We start from the raw sequence: 20217 nt of genomic DNA, 5'->3' as shown, positions 1-20217 counted from the left end.
TATCCTTTATTTTACCGCTGTCAAATCAGCTATGGTTGGGAGTTTACCTTTAAATCTATTACTTGCAATACGCTCTAGTGCCATCTCAACAAGCTCAAGGTCGTAGCCAGAAGAGAGAAGGGCTTCTTTATTCTTGCCTTCTTCCATATGGGCATAGAGAACTTGGTCAATGTCTGCGTAGCTAAATCCAAACTCTCCCTCATCACTTTGGTCTTCCCAAAGATCAGCTGATGGCGCTTTCGTGAGAATGGAGTGTGGCACACCAAGGTGTGCTGCAAATTCAAATATTTCTGTTTTATAAAGTTCACCAATAGGGTTGATGGCACATGCGAGGTCGCCAAAAATGGTACCGTAGCCAAGAAGAATTTCGCTTTTATTGCCTGTTCCTAGTACGAGCGCATTTTCACGTGCTGAAATGTCATATAAAACAGACATACGCATGCGTGCACTAAAGTTACCAATGCGAAGTTTTGAAGCATCTTTTTTATCGTGGAAGTAGGTGTCTACCAGTGGACCTACAGGAATTTTTTCAACTCTAATTCCAAATTTCTGGCAAAGTTCTGTTGCATGCTCTAAACTTGCATGGCTTGAAGTAGACGCAGGAAGCATGATGCCTAATAAATTATCTTTAAAAGCTTTATGCGCAAGAACGGCAACAACAGCAGAATCTACACCACCACTGATACCTAAGACTACTTTTGAAAAACCAGCTTTACGCACCTCATCTTGAAGGAATTTAACTAAATAATTTTCGATGGTTTGGTATTTGTTCACGACAGTAACCTCATAAGCAATTTGAGCAACGATCCAATTATACTAAACTTAAAATTAATGCAATCTTTTAAGCTTCCAAAGCAAACTAAGATGAGATGTGTTAAAATTTTAGAAATAACCAAAAGAAGTGAAAAATGCAACTAAAAAGTAAGGCCTGTGGGGCCTATGGAACCAATTGTTATATCGTAAGCATTGATGGAAAAGAAATTATTATTGATCCGGGTATGGATGCTACCGAGTGGGTATTGCACAATGTGCATCATCCTGTTGCGATTTTAAATACGCATGGCCATTTCGATCATGTGTGGAGTAATGCTGCCCTTGTGGAAGCGCTTCATATCCCAATTTATGCTCCAGCGGACGACTGTTTTATGTTGCAAGATGACCCTTTTATTCAAGGTACGCCTTCAAGTCATGCCGATGTTGCTGTGGTTGGCGATCAAAGTTTTGTTATAGAAGGTATCAACGTAGCGTTTATGCATTTTCCAGGGCACACACCTGGATGCAGTGCTATTTTAATTGAAAATGCACTTTTCAGTGGAGATTTTATTTTTAAAAACTCTATAGGTCGGTATGATTTTCCTTACAGTAGTAGTGATCAAATGCGCCAAAGTTTGGAAAAATTCCTACTCATTGATGCTGATTGGGAAATTTTTCCAGGGCATGGAGAAAGTACAACGCTTAAAGTTGAACAAAAAAACGTACCATATTGGTTTAGTTTTTTATGAAAACTCTTTTGGGTTGAAACTAGCGTGGAGTTCATCAATTTTTGTTTGAAGGATATGACGTTCAAGAATAACCGCTTGAAAGATACCTTCAAACACTTTAATCTCGTTAATCATTCCAACGACTTTAATTTCGCGTTTACGTGCATCTTCAAAACGACCTTTCGCTTCAAAACTGACTAAATCTCCTACTTTTGCAGGTGCAAAAAATTTAGAACGACATCCAATAATGACAACATTAGGTTCATTTACCGCGGCAACAGCAGCATATTCTGCTGATCCGAAAAGAAAACCACTGTGAATTAAGCCCAATTCATCAACACTCATTTCGTTGGTTGTTTGCAAAACGACTTTAGAACTGTTTTTTTTAAGTTCTGTAAGGTTTCCAATAAGAGAACTTTTAATTTTAAGATGCGTTTTGAGATCGTCATTTAAAAAATTGGTCGAATCGAGTGACATGTCATCCGATAATTCTAAATCGTCTTCAAAATTAGTGGTATTATCGATCATCTCTTTGATTAATCCCGCTTTACTCTGTGCCATGTAGCATCCTTGCTGTTTTCTATATTTAATTCTTGACACGCTTTTAAAGCAAAGCTTTAAAAACTACGTTAACACTAGGTTCTCTTGGGTAGAGATCCCACGCGCTTAGAGCGCTATAATTTTACACAAATTGATTTTTTCACAACACATCTATTACTAATGTGGGCAAATCGACGGATTTAACGTTTTGCTTTAATGTAAACTCTCTTAGGGGCAGGAAACCCTTCAATGGTAAGTTCTGGGTTGTTTGGATCTAAAAACTGTTCTAAACTTTCGCCGTAAATCCACTCAGTTTTGCGCTGTTCGTTGGCATCGGTTTTTTTGATCTCTAATACTTCAATATCTCTAAATTTTGCACGTTCTAGCCAGTTAATAAGTGCTGGGATCGTTGGTACAAAATAGACATTAGGTATTTTAGAGTAAGTTTTCGATGGACAAAGCGCTACAGGCGTATCGCCATCGATCATAAATGTATCTAAAATCAGCTCTCCCTCAGGATTAAGCCCTTGGTAGAGCGCTTTAAGGGTTTGAATAGGATCACTTCGATGGTAAAGGACTCCTAAACAAAAGAGGGTGTCAAATTTGTGCTCATACAGAGGAAGATGCTCGACCCCTAACATCTCATAGACAATATCGCTTTTCGCAAAGTGGTTTATAAAATCAAACTGTGTTTTATACAAAGCCGAAGGGTCAAATCCTACCAGCTTTTTAGGCTTTTGAGAGAGCATACGAAACAGATAATAACCATTGTTACAGCCAATATCACCAACAACTTTACCTTTTAGATTAAAGTAGGGCTCTAACAGATTGTACTTGATAAAACTTTGCCATTCGGTGTCGATAAATGTACCAAAAAGCTCAAAGGGTCCTTTGCGCCAAGGACGAAGTGCAAGGGCACACTCTTTGATCGTTTCTTTGTTGGAATCGTTTACATGTAAAGCATCAATCGTAACACTATTACCAAAAGTAGAGGTGATGTTTTCAATCAGAGGAAGAGACGCAAGTGCTTCTCTCATCGGTGCAATATCTTTCCACTCTAACCATTTTAATCGCTCTTGGCGAAGTTCATTTAAAGGCATACAGGGTTATTCAAAAAGGCTTTTGGTAGTTTCAACACTCTTATCAACCCCTTTTTTGACGCCATCGGTAACGGTTTTATACTCGACAAGATTTTCATCGCATTCTTTATGGTAGATACCCATGCCATCGTAGTACTCTTTACAATCACTGTAATAACGATTTGAGACACCTCTATCATTGAAATAGATGCAACCTTGTAAAAGAAGCCCTGTGAGAAGGATTAATATTGTTTTCATAGTAGCTATAATAGCATTTCATTTATTAAATTTTCAAGGGCTTCGATGGAGCAAATATTAGAGCATTTTAAAGCAATCACGGCAATTCCTCGTTGTAGTTATCATACGACGCAGATGAAAGAGAGTATTAAAACATTTGCAGACTCACTTGGATTTTTGGTACAAGAAGATCATGTGGGAAATATTCTATGCCAAAAAGGCAAACCAAAAATCTGTCTACAAGCCCATTACGATATGGTCTGCATTGGTGATACCCAGAAGATAGAGATCGTGATGGATGGTACTCTTTTAAAAGCCAAAAACTCTACTTTAGGTGCAGATAACGGTATGGGGATGGCAATCATGTTTTGGGCAATGGAGCACAATGATGATTTAGAGTGTCTTTTTACATCTGATGAAGAGGTAGGACTTATAGGGGCGATGCAGTTTAGCTTGCCTCTTAAAGCATCAAATCTACTCAATCTTGATGCTGAAGAAGAGGGCGAGATCTACATCGGTTGTGCAGGTGGTTCTGATATCATTGCTTCTTTAGTTTTGCAGTACACTCCTTTGGATGAAGATGCCAAACTCTATGAAATCAGCGCATTTGATTTTTTAGGGGGTCATTCAGGCGTGGACATTGATAAAAAGATACCTTCCGCCATTAAAGCACTGGGGTATGAGCTTTTAAAACACGACGTTTCACTTATTGCTTTACACGGTGGAGAAAGGCGCAATGCTATCCCTAAAAGTGCAACAGCCATTGTGTCTTCAAAAACAGCTTTACATGTAGAAGATTCACGTTTACATGTAAAGAGTTTAGAAAAGGGAGCTTATACCCATTTTATCGATCAATCAAGCGCTATTATTAAGGCACTTGGCGCTTTTGCTCAAGGGATACGTGAGTGGGACAGAGCCCTTAATATTCCTTCTATGAGCATCAATCTTGGCATCGTCTCCATGTTTGATAATGTGTTAAGACTTGACTGTGCAGCACGTGCGATGGACGATAAAAATTTGGCTATACTAACACATGAAACAATAGCTTTTTTTAAGGCACTTGGCTTTGATGTAAAACAGGAAGGTTGGCATGGTGCATGGAACCCAGAGACAACTTCATTTGCACTAAGTGTGCAAGCGGTGATGAAAGAGTTTTATCCTCACACAGCTTTTAAAGCGATTCATGCAGGACTAGAGTGTGGTGAGTTGATTTCACGTCAGCCTAAAAAGATAGAGGCTGTCTCTATTGGACCAACCATTCGCTATCCGCATTCACTAAGAGAAGAGTGCGACATAAACTCTGTTAAAAATACAGCCGTTATTGTTCAAAAAATTATTAACACCTATAAGGATTAAACCATGGCACTGATACACTCAGCTTCAATCGAACTTGGTCACGTACTAGAGCATTTTGAACTGGAAGATCCCACTGGAAAACGTTTTAAAAGTAAAGAACTCTTTGGTAAGGGTGGTTTTATGATCGCCGTGATGTGCAATCATTGTCCTTACTCAAATGCTATTTGGAAAAGGCTTAATACGGTTGCTGAATTTGCTAAAAAACTCGATATTACGACGGTAGCGATCAATCCCAATATTCACCCCAACTACCCCGAAGATTCACCTTCTCATATGCTTGATAAAATCAAAGAGATGAACATCGAGTTTCCTTATCTGATTGATGAAAATCAGAGCGTTGCAAGGAGTTTGGGTGCCGTCTGTACGCCTGATATTTTCCTTTTTGATGGCGAAGAAAAGCTCTATTATCATGGAAGGTTGGATGATAACTGGCAAGATGCACGCAGTGTCAAAGAAGAAGATCTTAGAGAAGCAGTGATGTTGCTCTTTAGTAAACAAGAAGCGCCAAAAGAACAATTCCCTTCACAAGGTTGTTCTATTAAATGGATCAATACGGTTACAGGTTAATTAGGGCTTGAAACTCTGTGTTGTCTTACAATACTCTTTTAAAAAACACGCTTCACACAAGGGATGGACAGCTTTGCAGGTGTATCTACCAAAAAGTACCATCGCTTGATGAAGGGTGTGTAGTTCACTTTTAAAAATCTTCGTTAACTCTTCTTCTGTTTTTGTAGCTGTTTTAGCACTTGAGAGTCCCAATCGGTGTGAGACCCGAAAGACATGGGTATCGACTGCCATTAAATTGGCATTGGCATATTCGATCATGACAACATGCGCTGTTTTTTGTCCCACCCCCGCAAGTCCCATCAATTTTTGTTCGTCTAAAGGAATCTCTCCATCATAAAGCTCAACCACTTTTTGAGCCATTTTAAGAAGATTGACTGCTTTGTTATTGAAAAAAGAACAGGAGTTGATAAATGATTTGACCTCATCAAGATTTGCCTTGGAGAGCGCTTCAACCGTAGGGTAACGCTCGAATAGAGCAGGTGTGATGAGGTTCACACGTTTATCTGTACATTGGGCTGAGAGCATAACGCAGACTAAAAGTTCGTACAAAGAGGCGTATTTCAGTTCAGTAACAGCTGTCGGATAGTGTTCTAAAAAAAGAGCTTTTATGGCTGTAATCTCTTTTTGGGTGGCTTTTTTCATTTCATTCTCATCTGTTTTTGAAAAATTATACCGACAATCCTTAAAATTAACATTTCGTTTAAGAAATAGTAATATGATTTGGGGTACAATACGCGAATTACTTCAATAAAGGATCTTAGTGAAAAAAGTTATTCTAAGTAGTATTGCTGCGGCAGTACTAGGTGTAAGTTTAAATGCAACAGTTTATGCAACTGTAAACGGTGAAGATGTCAATGACCAAGATATTGCTGTGCTTATGCGCGCAATGCAAGGTGCAAAGTTTGAAGAACTACCTTCTGATGCAAAGCAAAAAATTGTTGAGCAAGCAGTTGAGCGTAAACTTTTGACAACAGAAGCAACAAAAAGTGGTGTTGAAAAAGAGAAAGATTATGCTGAAGCACTTAAACGCATCAAAGCAGATCTTGCACTTGAAGTATGGATGAAAAAAATCTATGATGGTGTTAAAGTAGATGCAAAAGATGTTAAAGATTATTATGACAAAAACGCTGACAAATTTATGCAACCTGCAACAGTTAAAGCAAGACACGTACTTGTAAAAACTGAGCAAGAAGCTAAAGATGTTATCAAAGAACTTGATGGACTCAGTGGTCAAAAACTTAACGATAAATTTGTTGAGCTCGCAACGACAAAATCAACAGGACCAAGTGGTCAAGGTGGCGGAGAGCTTGGATGGTTTGCCGCAAATCAAATGGTTAAACCTTTCTCAGATGCAGCATTTGCACTTAAAAAAGGTGAAATCACTAAAACTCCAGTCCAAACACAATTTGGTTTCCATGTTATCTTAGTTGAAGATACAAAAGCTGCTGAAAAAGCAACCTTTGATGTTGTTAAACCACAAATCGAAAATGGCTTGAAAATGGAGAAATTCCGTATTTTAGTAGCCGATAAAGCAAAAACTCTTAGAAAAAATGCAAAAGTAACAATTAAATAACCCCTAAAAAAGCCTCTATCTCGAAAGAGGTAAAGGCTTTTTTTATGCATAGCGAAGCCTTAAGGCGTGTAAAAATTGAAATAAAAGGCGTTTTCATGTTGAATGCGAAAATTTTTGATTTTGTAAAACCGGGTGTTGTTACTGGCGATGATCTGCAGAAGGTTTTTGCGGTTGCAAAAGCAAACCATTTTGCAATCCCCGCTGTCAATGTCGTGGGAACAAATTCTATTAATGCTGTTTTAGAGGCAGCAAAAGCTGCTAATTCTCCTGTCATTGTACAATTCTCCAATGGCGGAGCTGAATTTTATGCAGGTAAAGGTGTCAATGGACTTAAAGCGGGTGTACTTGGCGCTATCAGTGGCGCATTACATGTGCATACATTGGCTGAAGCCTATGGTATTGCAGTGATTTTACATACAGATCACGCAGCGCGTAAGCTACTTCCTTGGATTGATGAATTACTCAGTGCAAGTGAAATGCATTTTGCAAAAACAAACAAACCACTTTTTAGCTCACACATGTTGGATCTTTCCGAAGAGCCATTAGAGCAAAACGTGCAAACGTGTGTTTCTTACCTTAAACGTATGAGTAAAATGGGTATGACGTTAGAGATTGAGCTTGGTTGTACGGGTGGCGAAGAAGATGGTGTGGATAACACCCACATGGACAATGCAGCCCTTTACACACAACCACAAGATGTAGCGTATGCTTACGAAGAGCTTTTGAAAATTAGCCCTAATTTTACGATTGCAGCATCATTTGGTAATGTTCATGGTGTTTATAAACCAGGTAATGTTAACTTAACACCAAAAATCTTAGATAATTCTCAAAAATACATCCAAGAAAAATTTAAAACCGATGCTAAGCCTGTGAACTTTGTATTTCACGGTGGAAGCGGAAGTGAACTCTCTGACATTCGTGAAGCCGTAGGGTACGGTGTCATTAAAATGAACATTGATACGGATACGCAATGGGCATTTTGGGAAGGGGTTAAAGGGTATGTTGAAAAATATGCACCTTACCTTCAAGGACAAATTGGTAACCCAGAGGGTGCTGATAAGCCCAATAAAAAATACTATGATCCACGCAAATGGCTTCGCCCTGGCGAAGAGGCTATTAAAAGCCGTCTTTTAAAAGCCTTTGAAGATCTTAATTGTTTAAATCGTTGCTAATCCAAAGAAGCCTCATTTTGAGGCTTCTTTTTCTTTACATGTAAATGTTTTCTCCTTCTCCTTTTGAAAAACGAACTTTCAATAACAACACTTTTTATCTTAAACGTGATGATCTTTTAGATAAAGATTTTTCAGGCAATAAAGCGCGTAAATTTCACTATTTTCTAACCCATGATTTTCCTCATATTAAGCGTGTGGTAAGTTCTGGATCTAATCAATCCAATGCCATGTATTCACTTTCAGTTTTAGCACGTCTAAAAGGCTGGGAATTTGTTTATATTTGCGATCATATTCCAAGCTTTCTCAAAGAAAATCCCATAGGGAATTATAAAGTGGCACTTGAAAATGGTATGCAAATAGTGGAGTCTTTGACACGAGAGGAAGAAGCACAAAAATGGCTTACTGAAACAAGTTTACATGTAGAAGAGGGTGGTAGGCAGATCGAAGCCGAAGAGGGCATAAAACGTTTAGCTGAGGAGCTTGTGCTTGATGTGAAGAGACATGGTCTTAGTAATCCTTATCTCTTCCTGCCCTCTGGAACAGGTACTACCGCACTTTTTTTGCAAAAGCATTTGCCTTTTCCTGTCTTTACATGTAATACCGTTGGTGATAGTGCTTATTTGCAAAAGCAGTGGGAGATGGTTGAACCCAATTTGAATTTTTATCCCGCCATTTTAGAGACCAAGCAAAAGTATCATTATGGAAAATTATATGTAGAATTATATGTATTATGGAAGCGCCTCAAAGATGAAATGGGAGTTGAATTTGACCTTGTGTACGATCCTGTGGGATGGAAAGCTTTTCTTGAGCATCGTGATAGTTTAGAAGGGACACCGATTTACCTTCATCAAGGAGGACTTCTGGGCAATGTTTCCATGTTGGCTCGGTATGCGCGTAAGGCAAATATGCTATAATAGACTTCTTTCATAACCCATTGAAAAAAGAGTATCGCTTATAGCACATCACTTTTTAAAACTAAAAAGATCATTATAGCTTTGGCTATGACTCAATTTTGAGTTTTAAAAATTAATGCACTCTTAGCAAACTCTTTATCTTTTCAAGGGTTATGAAAGAAGTCTAATAAAGAACTTTTACAGAGGATCGAGAATGTTACTTTTAAAAACCAATGAGCAAAATTTTAAAGCCCAATTTGATGAACTACTGCGTCGCGGGCACATGGACATGGAAAATGTCTCGAAAATTGTTTCAACTATTATTGCGGAGATTAAAGCTGAAGGTAATGGTGCTTTAAAAAATCATATTGAAAAATTTGATAAATGGCACGTTGAAAATGATGAAGCACTTGAAGTGAAAACCACTGATATGAAAAAAGCGTACGATGCACTCGATTCCAAACTCAAAGAGGCGTTAGAGCTTGCTTATAAGCGCATTTATACGTACCATGAAAAACTCATGCCAAAATCATGGCTTGATTTTGAAGACAATGGCACGGTTTTAGGTCAAAAAGTGACGCCAGTCGATCGTGCGGGGCTTTACATTCCTGGTGGAAAAGCGGCGTATCCTAGCAGTCTTTTAATGAATGCTATTCCTGCTCTTGTTGCAGGCGTTAAAGAGATCGTTGTCTGCACACCTGCACCTAATAATGAACTAAACCCGCTTCTTTTAGCCGCTATGCACCTTTGTGGCATTAAAAAGGCGTATAAAGTTGGAGGTGCTAGTGCGATTGCGGCGATGGCGCATGGTACTGCGAGCATCCCAAAAGTTGATGTTATCACAGGACCCGGTAATATTTTTGTAGCCACCGCTAAAAAGCTCGTTTTTGGAGAAGTCAATATCGATATGATCGCAGGACCAAGCGAGATCGGTATTTTAGCCGATACCAGCGCTGATCCGCATCTTTTAGCCATTGATCTGCTCTCGCAAGCAGAGCATGATGAGATGGCAAGTTCTATTTTGATTACGCCGTCTTTGGAAATAGCGGAAAAAACGCGTGACGAGGTGTATGCGTGGCTTGAGAAACTGGATCGTAAAGCGATTGCAGAAGTTTCCATCAAAGAGCGTGGGGCGATTATTGTAACTTCTTCGATGGATGAAGCGGTGGATTTGATGAATCAAATTGCACCAGAGCACTTAGAAGTTGTCACCTCTCATCCGTTTGATTTACTCCCAAAAATTCGCCATGCAGGGGCTATTTTTATGGGTTCTTACACGCCTGAGCCTATTGGGGATTATATCGCGGGACCAAACCATACGCTACCAACGGGTGGTACGGCTAAGTTTTACTCACCTCTGGGTGTTGAGAACTTCTTGAAGCGCTCTTCGATTATCAGTATGAGTAAGCAAGGTATTGATGAAATTGGCGAAGCGTGTGCATTACTCGCGCACACAGAGGGGCTTGGCGCACATGAAGCGAGTGTTCGCGTTCGTCTTTCAAAATAATTAGCATGAATATTCTTATTCTTGGAGCAGGTGGTGTTGGTGGCTACTTTGGAGCACGTTTACTCCAATCGGGTCACACGGTAGCTTTTGTAGCAAGAGGTGCTCATCTTGAAGCACTTCAAACTGAGGGTTTACATGTAAAGCATCCAAGCTTCGAGTTTGCAGAAAAAATAAAAGCTTTTGATCTTCAAAGCTTAGCAGACATGGATGCTGCCTCGTTTGATCTTATCATTCTTACCACTAAATCAACTGCAACACGCGAAATTGCCATTCAACTTGCTCTATGGCTTCGAAATCAGATGAATCCTCCCTATATTCTCTCATTGCAAAACGGTGTAGAAAACGAAGCTATTTTAGGTGACTATTTTGCCGAAGAGTATATTATAGGTGGATTGACGCGTAAAATTGGCGCTCATGTGGTAAAACCAGCGCATATAGAAGCTATAGGTACGGCTGAGACCATTCTTGGCATGATGCATGTTTCTATGGACAATGAGCGTTTTTTAGAAGAGCTAGCCCTTGCATTTAAACATGCGGGCATTCCTACTCAAACGACACATGACATTAAACAAGAGCTTTGGAAAAAACTTGTTATCAATAACGGTGTGAATGCTCTTTGTGCATTACTTCGCGTCAAAACAGGTGCTTTATTTGACAAAAGTTCTCTTAGTGAAGTGGTGCAAGGTCTTATGCAAGAGACAGCGCATGCCGCACGAAGTTTACATGTAAAGATTTCACAAGAAGATGTGGATGCCATGTTTGAATTAATCAAACAGTTTGACTCGATTAAACCCTCAATGTTGGTTGATTTAGAGCAGGGAAGAGCCTTAGAAATAGAAGAGATTTGCGGTGTTGTGATAAGAGCCCTTCATCAAATAGGGGTTGATGCACCCTATACAAAAACGATTAAAGCATTACTAGAATTTAACATGGAGCAATGACAATGAGTCAGATTAAAATTGGTATTTTAACTATATCCGATCGTGCAAGTGCGGGAATTTATGAAGATCTCTCAGGGAAAGCGATTATTGAAACATTAAACGAGTATCTCAGCTGTAAATGGGAGAGTGTCTATAAAGTGATTCCTGATGAGCAACCATTGATCGAAGCAGCCCTTGAACACATGGCAGATCATGATGGATGCTCTCTTATTGTTACCACAGGAGGAACAGGACCAGCTCTTCGCGACGTAACACCTGAGGCAACAGAAGCCGTGTGTGAGAAGATGATGCCCGGTTTTGGAGAGTTAATGCGTCAAGTAAGCCTAAAGTACGTGCCAACAGCGATTTTATCGCGTCAGACGGCAGGCATTAGAGGTAAGAGTCTTATTATCAACCTTCCGGGAAAACCAAAGTCTATTCGTGAGTGTTTGGACGCAGTGTTTCCTGCGGTGCCGTATTGTATTGATCTTTTAGAAGGACCTTTTCTTACATGTAATGAAGAGGTCATTAAACCTTTTCGTCCCAAAGCGTAAGAAAAGAAGAAAATGTGTTGGAGTTTTCAAGTTCCAACACATTTACATGTAAAGATTAAACGCCAAATGAGCTAAGCTCTGCGTCAATTTTTGCCATTTTTGATTTAGCGTCATCTAAACCTTTTTGATTTTCTGCTATGACTTCTTTTGGTGCATTTGCCACAAAGCGTTCATTGGAAAGCATCCCTGAAAGCTTCATAATCTCTTTATCAAGTTTGATCTTTTGATTGTTCAAACGCTCAATAATAGGGCTTAAATCAACACCCTCAAGTGAAATGAATACTTCAATATTATCACCTACGTCAGTAGCTGAATTTGGAATTTTAGTCTCTGTAAAGTCGATATTCTCAACTTTTGCCAATAAACAAATGTATTTAATAGCATCTTTAAGATTTGCAGCATCAGGTACTTTGATGTAAGCATGTTCGATTTTTTTATTTCCAAGGTCAATGTTGGCTTTTGCACGACGAATGCCAACAATTGCTTCGATGACCAATTCAAACGTTTTTTCAATTTTTTCATCACGCACTAAGGCATGAGGATAACGCTTGACCATGATAGACTCACATGATTCTAATGTTGTGTCGGAGAGTTCTTGATACAAAAATTCTGAGATAAACGGCATAAACGGATGGATCAGTTTCATTGCCTCTTTAAAGATAGCTCCAAGCTCTGCCATGCTACTTTTGTCGGCTTTACTAAGCTCTATACCCCAGTCACAAAACTCGCCCCACAAGAAGCGGTAAAGTGTGGTTGCTGCATCATTAAAGCGGTAATCGCTAAAGTGCCCACGGACCTCTTCCATCGCAACGGCCAAACGGCTTTTCATATAAGCACCCAATGGGGTTTTAATTTCGATATTTTCTAAATCTTCAAATGAGTTAGCATTCATCAGCAAAAAGCGTGAAGCATTGTAAAGTTTATTGGTAAAGTTACGAATTTGTTCTAGTTTTTCACCACTTAGCTTAATGTCACGACCTTGAACGGCTAAAATGGCGAGTGTAAAGCGTAAAGTATCGGCACTGTATTCGCTGATGGTATCGAGTGGATCGATAACGTTACCTTTACTTTTACTCATCTTTTGACCGTGTTCATCTTTAACGAGAGCATGCAAGTAGATGTCTTTAAAAGGAAGCTCACCAAGAGTGTGCTCGCCTGAGAACATCATACGCGCAACCCAGAAGAATAGGATGTCAAAGCCTGTAATGAGGAGAGTATTTGGATAGAAGTCTTTTAAGTCACTCTCATTCCATTTTTCACCTTTAAACACATCGCCATTTTCCCAACCCAGCGTTGAAAAAGGCCATAAGCCTGAGCTAAACCACGTATCAAGAACGTCTGGGTCTTGATGAATAGTGGTAGCTTTACATGTAGGACATTCATGCTCGCTTTCCGCTTCACTTGCCCACTCATGTCCACACGCATCGCAGTAAAAGACTGGGATTTGATGTCCCCACCAAAGTTGGCGAGAAATACACCAATCACGAAGCTCTTTCATCCATGCATTGTACGAATTGAGCCAGTGGCTTGGGTAAAATTCTGCTAAGTGTTCATTGACTTTTGCGATGGCACCATCTGCGATCTCTTTTTTAACAAACCATTGTTTTGAGATGTAAGGTTCAACGACATTTTTACAACGATAGCAGTGACCTACTTGGTTTTCATAATCTTCTATTTTGTCAACAAAGCCAAGTGATTCAAGTTTTGAAACAACGTCATTTCTGACTTCAAGACGTTCACGACCTTGAAATTCGCCACACTGCTCATTGAGCATACCGCTTGGGTCAAAGATAGTGATAAATTCTAAATTGTGACGTTTGCCAACTTCGTAGTCGTTGATGTCATGCGCAGGAGTGACTTTAACACAACCTGTTCCAAAGCTCATATCGACGTGCTCATCGGCGATAATCTCAATCTCACGACCAATGAGTGGAAGAACGACTTTTTTGCCTAGAAGGTGTTTATAACGTTCATCGTCAGGGTGAACCATAACCGCAGTATCGCCAAAGTAGGTCTCTGGACGTGTGGTTGCTACGATGAGAAACTCACTAGAGTCTTTCAGAAAATATTTGAGATGGTAGAGCTTGCCTTTATTGGCTTCAAATTCAACTTCGATGTCACTGAGCGCGCCATCATGGGTACACCAGTTAACCATGTAGTTACCACGAACGATTAAGCCTTCATTGTAGTATTTGACAAACGCTTTTTTGACGGAGTTTTTAAGTCCATCATCCATTGTAAAGCGTTCTCTGCTCCATGCAGGGCTGACGCCAAGTTTACGCATCTGATGAACGATCTGTCCACCACTGTACGCTTTCCATTCCCAGACTTTCTCTAAGAACTTCTCACGTCCTAGCTCTTCTTTTTTAATGCCTTGCGCTAAAAGTTGTTTTTCAACCACATTTTGCGTAGCAATCCCCGCATGATCGGTTCCTGGTTGCCAAAGTGTTTTAAAACCGTCCATTCGTTTAAAACGAGTGATAATATCTTGAAGGGTAAAAGTGAGGGCATGACCGATGTGCAGACTTCCTGTGACATTTGGAGGAGGCATCATAATACAGAAGTTTTTGCCGCTCTCTTGAATGGCAATATTTCCATCAATCTCAAAATAGCCTCTATCTTCCCAAATCTTATAATAACTCTCTTCGATCTCTTTTGGGTTGTAAACGGTGCTTTTTTCGCTCATAGGTTTATATACCTTATAAATTTTTTAGGGGATTATACAAAAAGAGGGGTAAGACTTGGTTTAAGCTAGGTACGTAGCGGTATTTTTACCTGCTTCTTTGGAGATGTAAAGCGCTTGGTCGGCACGTTGTAGCATGGTTTTAAAGTCATCATCGTTTTTGTAAGCCGTGTAGCCAATACTTAGGTTAATAGGTATCTCTTGTTTTTCATGGTTCCTTATTACTGGAATCATTTTAGAGTTAAATTCATTTAAAATACGGTTTACGATGGTGGAAACGGTATCTTTATCATGATCAACAATACAAATAATAAATTCATCACCACCAAAACGGGCAATGGTATCTGATGTTCGAAGTAAACTTTGCAACGTATGAGCCGTTATTTTAATAGCGTCATCGCCCACAAGATGTCCATATGTATCATTAATAGGTTTAAAGTCATCGATATCTAAAATAACTAAAAAGAGATGATGCTGGTTGCGTTTGACTTTGGGAATCTCTTTTTGAAAGACACTCATAAACATAAGTCGGTTATAAAGTCCTGTCAGTCCATCAACATGGGAAAGATTTTCGACTTCAAGGTAAGATTTTTTCAAAAAAGAGGCAAGAAGAGTTACGATGATGGCAAGAATAAAGGAAAACACAAAAGAGTAGAAGAGAGCACTATGGACAATTCCCTGCTGTTCGGCAAGTAATTTGGTATCAAAAAATTCTGAGAGACCAAACGTGTTCATATATTGCTCAAGATGTTTCTCGTGAAGGATTAAAACAGGTATTGTGCTAATAAAAAGATTGACAACAAATGTGATAGAACCCAATAAAATGGGCTTTTTAAGCATAATACTAGGTATTCTTTTCATAATGACACATACCCCTGTTGTGATAGGGAAAATAGTACCATAAAATCAGTTAAAGGCAAAGACGAAAAAGTGATTAAAAAAAGAAAGAGTCGTTTTCACGACTCTTTATACTCATAAAGACCAGCACTTAAATAACGCTCGCCAGTGTCACATAAAATAGTAACAATAGTTTTACCTTTATTCTCAGGTTTTTGTCCAATTTGTGATGCAACATAGACGTTAGCACCTGCGGAGATACCTACCAGTAAGCCTTCTTGTTTTGCAAGATTACGAGATGTCTCGACAGCATTTTCATAGCTTACTTTGACAACTTCATTATAGATTTTTGTATCAAGAACGGGTGGAATAAATCCTGCACCAATACCTTGAATTTTATGAGGTCCTGGATTTCCGCCTGAAAGAACTGGGGATGTTTCTGGCTCAACGGCAATAATTTGAATATTCGGGTTAAGTTCTTTAAGTCTTTTCCCTGTTCCCGTAATCGTACCACCTGTTCCTACGGCAGCAACGAAGATGTCAACTTTACCATTGGTGTCTTTCCAAATTTCTTCTGCTGTGGTTGCATAGTGAATTGCTGGGTTGGATTCATTGGCAAATTGTTGTGGTACAAACGAGTTGGGTGTCTCTTTTGAAAGTTCAAGAGATTTTTCAACTGCACCTTTCATACCGAGTGCTGGTTCCGTAAGTACGAGTTCTGCGCCCAAAGCAGCAAGTAGTTTACGGCGTTCCAAACTCATGGAACTAGGCATAGTAAGAATAAGTTTTATGCCAAGACTTGCACATACAGTAGCTAAGCCGATACCTGTGTTACCACTGGTTGGTTCGATAATGATAGAATTTTTATCAATTAAGCCTTTATCTAGGGCTGTTTTAATCATATTAAATCCAATACGATCTTTGACCGAATGTGAAGGGTTAAGGAATTCACATTTACCAAGGATTAACGCGTTTGATGCCCCTTCGATACGGTTTATTTTAACAAGGGGAGTGTTGCCGATAAGTTCTGTTACGTTTTGTGCATACATAAGAATCTCCTTAAGTTAGATTAGATGCTATAGTTTAATTGGTTACTTAGACGTTGTGAATAGACTTCAAATTCAGATAATGGCAAATTGAAAATCTCTTGAATTTTACCATTACTCTCTTCATAGAAAATACGAAGCACAGGATCTTTCACGTCCGCATCAGTAACAACAAGATTGCCTTCTAAAGCAATAAGAATATCTTTAATCAAAATATCCTCAGGATTTTTAGCTAATAGATAACCGCCATAAGCGCCTCTTACACTGGTAACAAGCCCTGCTTGGCGAAGCAAAATCAAAAGCTGTTCCAAATAATTTTGTGGGATCTCAGCACGTGCTGAGATCTCTTTGATTTGTAATGGTTTATTGCTCTTTGATAAAAAAAGCTGGTACATGGCACTTAAGCCATACATTCCCTTGGTTGAGAGTAGTGACATTTATACTCCCTTAACCCAGCGCAATTTTAAGATCTTCGATCAGATCATCAGCGTTTTCAAGTCCAATACTAAGACGAATAAGTCCAGCTTTAACACCAGTAAGCTCTAGTTCTTCAACTGAGAGTTGTTGATGTGTTGTACTTGCTGGATGGGTAATAATTGATTTAGAGTCACCAATGTTAACAACAACAGAGAAAATTTTAGTTGTATTGAGGATATGTTTTGCAAACTCAACACCTTCTACTTCAAAGCTTAGAAGCCCTGAAGTTTGAGCATCTGTAAAGTACTGTTTTGCTCTACCATGTAAAGGGTCACTCTCAAGTCCAGGGTATGATACTTTTTTCACTTTAGGATGTGATTTTAGAAATGTTGCAACTTTATAGGCATTGCGTGAATGCTCTTTCACACGAAGGGCAAGCGTCTCAAGTCCTTGAATCAGTAACCAAGAGTTAAATGGCGCGATGGTTGCTCCAATATCACGAATGAGTGAAAGGCGAATCCTTAGTGAAAAGATTGGGAATGGTAATGTTGCATAGACCAAACCATGGTAACTTTCATCTGGCTCATTAAATTGTGGGTATCGTGGGTTGCCAATAAGTTTTGTATTGAGCCCTTTTGCTTCCACAATTAAACCACCCATTGCACTGCCTTGACCTGAGATGTATTTACTTGCACTGTGGACACTCACATCAATGCCATGGTTAAGAGGTTGAAATAAAATAGGTGTTGCGACAGTATTGTCAGCAATGGTAAGGATGTTGTATTTTTTAGCGATTGAGACGATTTTTTCGATATTTGGAATGGCAATTTGTGGATTTGAAAGCGTTTCAAAGAAAATAGCTTTGGTTTTATCATCAATCAATGCTTCTAAATCATCAGCATGATCACTCTCAAATACTTTTGCTTTAATGCCAAAACGTTTAATGGTATGGGTTAAAAGTGTTGTTGCACCACCGTAAATTTTCTTAGCAACGATGATGTTATCGCCTGCTTCTGCAAGGTTTGCAATGGCAAAAAAGATCGCAGCTTGACCACTTGCGGTTGCAATGGCAGCTTCACCATTTTCAACAGCAGCAATTCTAGCTTCAAGAACATCGGTTGTTGGATTGTTAAGGCGTGTATAGATGGGTCCAAGCTCTTTGAGTGCAAAACGGTTTGCTGCAGTTTCAGCATTTCCAAAATCATATGCTGTTGTTTGATAAACAGGAACTGACATTGTTCCAAACTGCTGTTTGTCATAACCATAATGTAGAGCAAGTGTCTCTTGATGCATTTCAAATCCTTTTTGTGTTTTTGTTGCTGAAAGTATAGACTATTTTTTTTTCAATGTCAAGTAACTTTATCAAAAAACTAATGATTAAAAAAGTAAGGATTGTTTTTTTAACTAAGTAGGGGAGGGACAATGGAATCAAAAGACTTTTTACATGTAACGTATTTTTTCGAAATAATACAATTATTACATTAAATAGGGTTGATGCTAACAGCTAAAATTATAGAGATTATTATACATATAATTTTATGTAAAGTACTATTTTTAAGCACTTTGAAATGGTTTTTTTTGAGTGATATAAAGTGACTCGCTAACACATTGTTAGTGATAAAATGTATTTTAAAATCTTAAATCCAGTATACTTTTTTCAGATGTGACAAGCTTTAGTGTGCTATAATCTTTTCTATATAAAGCATAGGAGAAGTGATGTTATACGAAGATGAAGATGACTTTTTTATGGGAAGTCCGAAGAGTAAATTTTTCGATATTCTCTTTAATGCTAACAAAGAGCTGGTAAAAACCAAGCTTCTAGAGATTGTTGATCGTTACAGTGCTATGGAAATTTTGCTTGAAAAACAAGTTGGAGCTGAAGCACTTGATGCAATGATTCATACCGTTTTTATGGATGAAATGGATGCTATTGTCGAACACAATAATGACCTGTTCATTAGCAGTGTTGGTACGATTTTAACTCAGAATGAATAAACTAGGGTGCTTTTTATGTTGTCTGCTGTTTAGTTTTCAGACACTTTTTGCAGAAATAGAATATGAATATGAGCATAAGTTTATTCTAAAAAAGGATGAGCTAGGTTTCGTTTTGATCAATCGTAAAGAAGTTACCAAAAAGCCGACAGCTGAAAATCCTAATAATGAGTATTTACTAAAGCTTCGTTGGACACTCTTTACCAACAACATGTTGACTCTTTTAGTGAACTATAGAGGTTACCCAACGCAGTATGTTTTAGAAAAGAAATACCCATTAGAAAGTGTGGTAATTCCTCTTTTACCCGATGGTCAAAATAAAATGATTTCTCAAACCTATGCAAAAATTGTTTTTACTGACTTCGATCAAAGAAATAAAGAGGCAATTTTAGATATATTTATAGAAGATAATCAACAACGTATAGAAGTTGAGTTTAAACCAAAAAAGAAACCGTAGGATTGCAGGTGTTAGGAAAAGTTGAAAATTTGATGGTAGAGATGGTCGCTTCTTTAGGCGATGCACGCAGTGTTGAACTCTTTCACAGAGTTCCTAAGGGAAAACGTTTACGCGCAAAATTGATTTTAAAAATTGCAGGGCTCAGTGAATCTTCTTTAAAGCTTGCCGCCATTGTTGAGTTGATTCATGCCGCAAGTTTGCTTCATGATGATGTGATTGATGATGCATTCACAAGACGTGGTGAAGACTCCATTAACGCGCTTTTTGGTAACAAAACAGCCATTATGTTAGGCGATATCCTTTATTCCAAAGGCTTTAGCGAACTTACACACATGCCTCAAGATGTTGCCTATAGTATTTCTCATGCGGTAGCACTTCTCTCTGTGGGTGAGCTTTTGGATGTTGAACTCTCTCATACTTTTAATGACAGCGAAGAGCGTTACTTTGATATGATTTATAAAAAAACTGCCTCACTCATCGAAGCTTCAGCAAAAGCGGCAGCGATACTTGCAGGAAAAGAAAGTGCTATTTATGCGCTTTATGGTAAAAATCTAGGACTTGCCTTTCAAATTATCGATGATATTTTAGACATCACTCAAAGCAGTGAAACCCTTGGAAAGCCTTCCTTGAACGATTTTAAAGAGGGTAAAACTACATTGCCGTATCTTTACATGTACCGCAAACTCTGTAAAGAAGATCAAACGAAGCTCCTTTCTTTGTTCCAACAAGAGCTTGATGATGCCCAAAAAGAGTGGATTAAAACCAAAATGCATGAGACGAACGCGTTGGAAGATTCCATTTTGTATGCTAGAAAGCTAGGATTGGAAGCTTTATCGGTTATTGAGAAAGAAGAAGATGTGGGCCTTAGCTCCATTATTAAAGATATGATTGAGAGGAATTTTTAAT

Annotated in this window: 22 protein-coding genes; 12 read left to right on the top strand and 10 right to left on the bottom strand. The window is 38.7% G+C overall.

The features are described from left to right. Positions 1-6 precede the first annotated feature (6 nt). Positions 7-774 carry an NAD+ synthase gene (locus SAR02S_RS05805; RefSeq protein WP_041957790.1) on the bottom strand — a complete coding sequence of 256 codons (768 nt, stop codon included), beginning with the start codon at positions 772-774 and terminating at the stop codon, positions 7-9. A 134-nt stretch (positions 775-908) separates the two neighbouring features. Between SAR02S_RS05805 and SAR02S_RS05800 the strand changes: the two genes are divergently transcribed. Further along, on the top strand, positions 909-1502 hold the full coding sequence (locus SAR02S_RS05800) for an MBL fold metallo-hydrolase (RefSeq protein ID WP_041957787.1): 594 nt from the start codon (positions 909-911) through the stop codon (positions 1500-1502). Here SAR02S_RS05800 and SAR02S_RS05795 read toward each other — a convergent pair. The 3 genes from SAR02S_RS05795 to SAR02S_RS05785 form a co-directional block, all read right to left on the bottom strand. Then, positions 1497-2042, bottom strand: coding sequence for a thioesterase (locus tag SAR02S_RS05795; protein ID WP_052433545.1), 546 nt, complete (start codon positions 2040-2042; stop codon positions 1497-1499). The genes SAR02S_RS05800 and SAR02S_RS05795 overlap by 6 nt on opposite strands. A 179-nt stretch (positions 2043-2221) precedes the next feature. Further along, positions 2222-3121: a tRNA 5-methoxyuridine(34)/uridine 5-oxyacetic acid(34) synthase CmoB gene (gene cmoB, locus SAR02S_RS05790; RefSeq protein ID WP_041957785.1), complete on the bottom strand. Its 900-nt coding sequence runs from the start codon at positions 3119-3121 to the stop codon at positions 2222-2224. Positions 3122-3127: 6 nt separating this feature from the next. Then, the gene (locus SAR02S_RS05785; RefSeq protein ID WP_041957784.1) at positions 3128-3358 is read right to left on the bottom strand and encodes a hypothetical protein; all 231 of its coding nucleotides are present in this window, start codon (positions 3356-3358) and stop codon (positions 3128-3130) included. 45 nt (positions 3359-3403) lie between these two features. Here SAR02S_RS05785 and SAR02S_RS05780 point away from each other — a divergent pair, with 45 nt between their 5' ends. Next, positions 3404-4693 carry a zinc-binding metallopeptidase family protein gene (locus SAR02S_RS05780; protein ID WP_041957782.1) on the top strand — a complete coding sequence of 430 codons (1290 nt, stop codon included), beginning with the start codon at positions 3404-3406 and terminating at the stop codon, positions 4691-4693. Between the two features lie 3 nt (positions 4694-4696). Further along, positions 4697-5260, top strand: coding sequence for a thioredoxin family protein (locus SAR02S_RS05775; protein ID WP_041957781.1), 564 nt, complete (start codon positions 4697-4699; stop codon positions 5258-5260). On the opposite strand, the gene nth is transcribed toward SAR02S_RS05775, so the two are convergent. Further along, the gene (gene nth, locus SAR02S_RS05770) at positions 5261-5902 is read right to left on the bottom strand and encodes an endonuclease III (RefSeq protein ID WP_041957779.1); all 642 of its coding nucleotides are present in this window, start codon (positions 5900-5902) and stop codon (positions 5261-5263) included. 118 nt (positions 5903-6020) lie between these two features. Here nth and SAR02S_RS05765 point away from each other — a divergent pair, with 118 nt between their 5' ends. The 6 genes from SAR02S_RS05765 (at position 6021) to mog (ending at position 11879) form a co-directional block, all read left to right on the top strand. Continuing rightward, positions 6021-6833, top strand: coding sequence for a peptidylprolyl isomerase (locus SAR02S_RS05765; RefSeq protein WP_041957777.1), 813 nt, complete (start codon positions 6021-6023; stop codon positions 6831-6833). A gap of 95 nt (positions 6834-6928) precedes the next feature. Next, positions 6929-8005 (top strand): class II fructose-bisphosphate aldolase, encoded by a 1077-nt coding sequence (fbaA, locus tag SAR02S_RS05760; protein ID WP_156961449.1) that lies wholly within the window; start codon positions 6929-6931, stop codon positions 8003-8005. A 44-nt stretch (positions 8006-8049) separates the two neighbouring features. Beyond that, complete coding sequence (locus SAR02S_RS05755) at positions 8050-8919, top strand: 1-aminocyclopropane-1-carboxylate deaminase (protein WP_041957775.1); 870 nt, start codon at positions 8050-8052, stop codon at positions 8917-8919. A 193-nt stretch (positions 8920-9112) separates the two neighbouring features. Continuing rightward, positions 9113-10405, top strand: coding sequence for a histidinol dehydrogenase (gene hisD / locus SAR02S_RS05750; RefSeq protein ID WP_041957773.1), 1293 nt, complete (start codon positions 9113-9115; stop codon positions 10403-10405). A gap of 5 nt (positions 10406-10410) precedes the next feature. Then, positions 10411-11346, top strand: a complete 936-nt coding sequence (locus SAR02S_RS05745) for a ketopantoate reductase family protein (RefSeq protein WP_041957771.1) — start codon at positions 10411-10413, stop codon at positions 11344-11346. 2 nt (positions 11347-11348) lie between these two features. Continuing rightward, positions 11349-11879, top strand: a complete 531-nt coding sequence (gene mog, locus SAR02S_RS05740; RefSeq protein ID WP_041957769.1) for a molybdopterin adenylyltransferase — start codon at positions 11349-11351, stop codon at positions 11877-11879. A gap of 55 nt (positions 11880-11934) precedes the next feature. Here the strand turns inward: mog and SAR02S_RS05735 are convergent, their stop codons facing one another. From SAR02S_RS05735 to SAR02S_RS05715, 5 genes are all read right to left on the bottom strand, one after another. Then, positions 11935-14565, bottom strand: a complete 2631-nt coding sequence (locus SAR02S_RS05735) for a valine--tRNA ligase (protein ID WP_041957768.1) — start codon at positions 14563-14565, stop codon at positions 11935-11937. 60 nt (positions 14566-14625) lie between these two features. Then, the gene (locus SAR02S_RS05730; protein ID WP_041957766.1) at positions 14626-15423 is read right to left on the bottom strand and encodes a GGDEF domain-containing protein; all 798 of its coding nucleotides are present in this window, start codon (positions 15421-15423) and stop codon (positions 14626-14628) included. A gap of 95 nt (positions 15424-15518) precedes the next feature. Next, positions 15519-16448 carry a cysteine synthase A gene (gene cysK / locus SAR02S_RS05725; RefSeq protein WP_041957764.1) on the bottom strand — a complete coding sequence of 310 codons (930 nt, stop codon included), beginning with the start codon at positions 16446-16448 and terminating at the stop codon, positions 15519-15521. 20 nt (positions 16449-16468) lie between these two features. After that, positions 16469-16882, bottom strand: a complete 414-nt coding sequence (locus tag SAR02S_RS05720) for an RrF2 family transcriptional regulator (protein WP_041957762.1) — start codon at positions 16880-16882, stop codon at positions 16469-16471. 10 nt (positions 16883-16892) lie between these two features. Beyond that, a complete protein-coding gene (locus SAR02S_RS05715) occupies positions 16893-18155 on the bottom strand; it encodes an O-acetylhomoserine aminocarboxypropyltransferase/cysteine synthase family protein (protein ID WP_041957760.1) in 1263 nt (420 codons plus the stop codon). 423 nt (positions 18156-18578) lie between these two features. Here SAR02S_RS05715 and SAR02S_RS05710 point away from each other — a divergent pair, with 423 nt between their 5' ends. The 3 genes from SAR02S_RS05710 to SAR02S_RS05700 all read left to right on the top strand — a co-directional run bounded on the left by SAR02S_RS05710 (position 18579) and on the right by SAR02S_RS05700 (position 20216). Continuing rightward, complete coding sequence (locus SAR02S_RS05710; protein WP_041957759.1) at positions 18579-18857, top strand: DUF2018 family protein; 279 nt, start codon at positions 18579-18581, stop codon at positions 18855-18857. Between the two features lie 112 nt (positions 18858-18969). Next, on the top strand, positions 18970-19311 hold the full coding sequence (locus SAR02S_RS05705) for a hypothetical protein (protein ID WP_232293996.1): 342 nt from the start codon (positions 18970-18972) through the stop codon (positions 19309-19311). An 8-nt stretch (positions 19312-19319) separates the two neighbouring features. Further along, positions 19320-20216, top strand: coding sequence for a polyprenyl synthetase family protein (locus tag SAR02S_RS05700; protein ID WP_084218456.1), 897 nt, complete (start codon positions 19320-19322; stop codon positions 20214-20216). Position 20217: the final 1 nt, after the last annotated feature.

The sequence above is a fragment of the Sulfurospirillum arsenophilum NBRC 109478 genome, assembly GCF_000813345.1.
GTDB lineage: Bacteria > Campylobacterota > Campylobacteria > Campylobacterales > Sulfurospirillaceae > Sulfurospirillum > Sulfurospirillum arsenophilum.
The sequence above is the reverse complement of the archived record's forward strand: the minus strand, read 5'-3'. Positions and strand labels throughout refer to the sequence as shown.

Coding starts and splice junctions, on each gene's coding strand:
- SAR02S_RS05720 (WP_041957762.1), bottom strand. CDS start 16,882: ATGTCACTACTCTCAACCAAGGGAATGTATGGCTTAAGTGCCATGTAC.
- SAR02S_RS05755 (WP_041957775.1), top strand. CDS start 8,050: ATGTTTTCTCCTTCTCCTTTTGAAAAACGAACTTTCAATAACAACACT.
- nth (WP_041957779.1), bottom strand. CDS start 5,902: ATGAAAAAAGCCACCCAAAAAGAGATTACAGCCATAAAAGCTCTTTTT.
- cmoB (WP_041957785.1), bottom strand. CDS start 3,121: ATGCCTTTAAATGAACTTCGCCAAGAGCGATTAAAATGGTTAGAGTGG.
- mog (WP_041957769.1), top strand. CDS start 11,349: ATGAGTCAGATTAAAATTGGTATTTTAACTATATCCGATCGTGCAAGT.
- SAR02S_RS05775 (WP_041957781.1), top strand. CDS start 4,697: ATGGCACTGATACACTCAGCTTCAATCGAACTTGGTCACGTACTAGAG.
- cysK (WP_041957764.1), bottom strand. CDS start 16,448: ATGTATGCACAAAACGTAACAGAACTTATCGGCAACACTCCCCTTGTT.
- SAR02S_RS05745 (WP_041957771.1), top strand. CDS start 10,411: ATGAATATTCTTATTCTTGGAGCAGGTGGTGTTGGTGGCTACTTTGGA.
- SAR02S_RS05735 (WP_041957768.1), bottom strand. CDS start 14,565: ATGAGCGAAAAAAGCACCGTTTACAACCCAAAAGAGATCGAAGAGAGT.
- SAR02S_RS05795 (WP_052433545.1), bottom strand. CDS start 2,042: ATGGCACAGAGTAAAGCGGGATTAATCAAAGAGATGATCGATAATACC.
- SAR02S_RS05800 (WP_041957787.1), top strand. CDS start 909: ATGCAACTAAAAAGTAAGGCCTGTGGGGCCTATGGAACCAATTGTTAT.
- SAR02S_RS05715 (WP_041957760.1), bottom strand. CDS start 18,155: ATGCATCAAGAGACACTTGCTCTACATTATGGTTATGACAAACAGCAG.
- SAR02S_RS05785 (WP_041957784.1), bottom strand. CDS start 3,358: ATGAAAACAATATTAATCCTTCTCACAGGGCTTCTTTTACAAGGTTGC.
- SAR02S_RS05730 (WP_041957766.1), bottom strand. CDS start 15,423: ATGAAAAGAATACCTAGTATTATGCTTAAAAAGCCCATTTTATTGGGT.
- hisD (WP_041957773.1), top strand. CDS start 9,113: ATGTTACTTTTAAAAACCAATGAGCAAAATTTTAAAGCCCAATTTGAT.
- fbaA (WP_156961449.1), top strand. CDS start 6,929: ATGTTGAATGCGAAAATTTTTGATTTTGTAAAACCGGGTGTTGTTACT.
- SAR02S_RS05710 (WP_041957759.1), top strand. CDS start 18,579: ATGTTATACGAAGATGAAGATGACTTTTTTATGGGAAGTCCGAAGAGT.
- SAR02S_RS05780 (WP_041957782.1), top strand. CDS start 3,404: ATGGAGCAAATATTAGAGCATTTTAAAGCAATCACGGCAATTCCTCGT.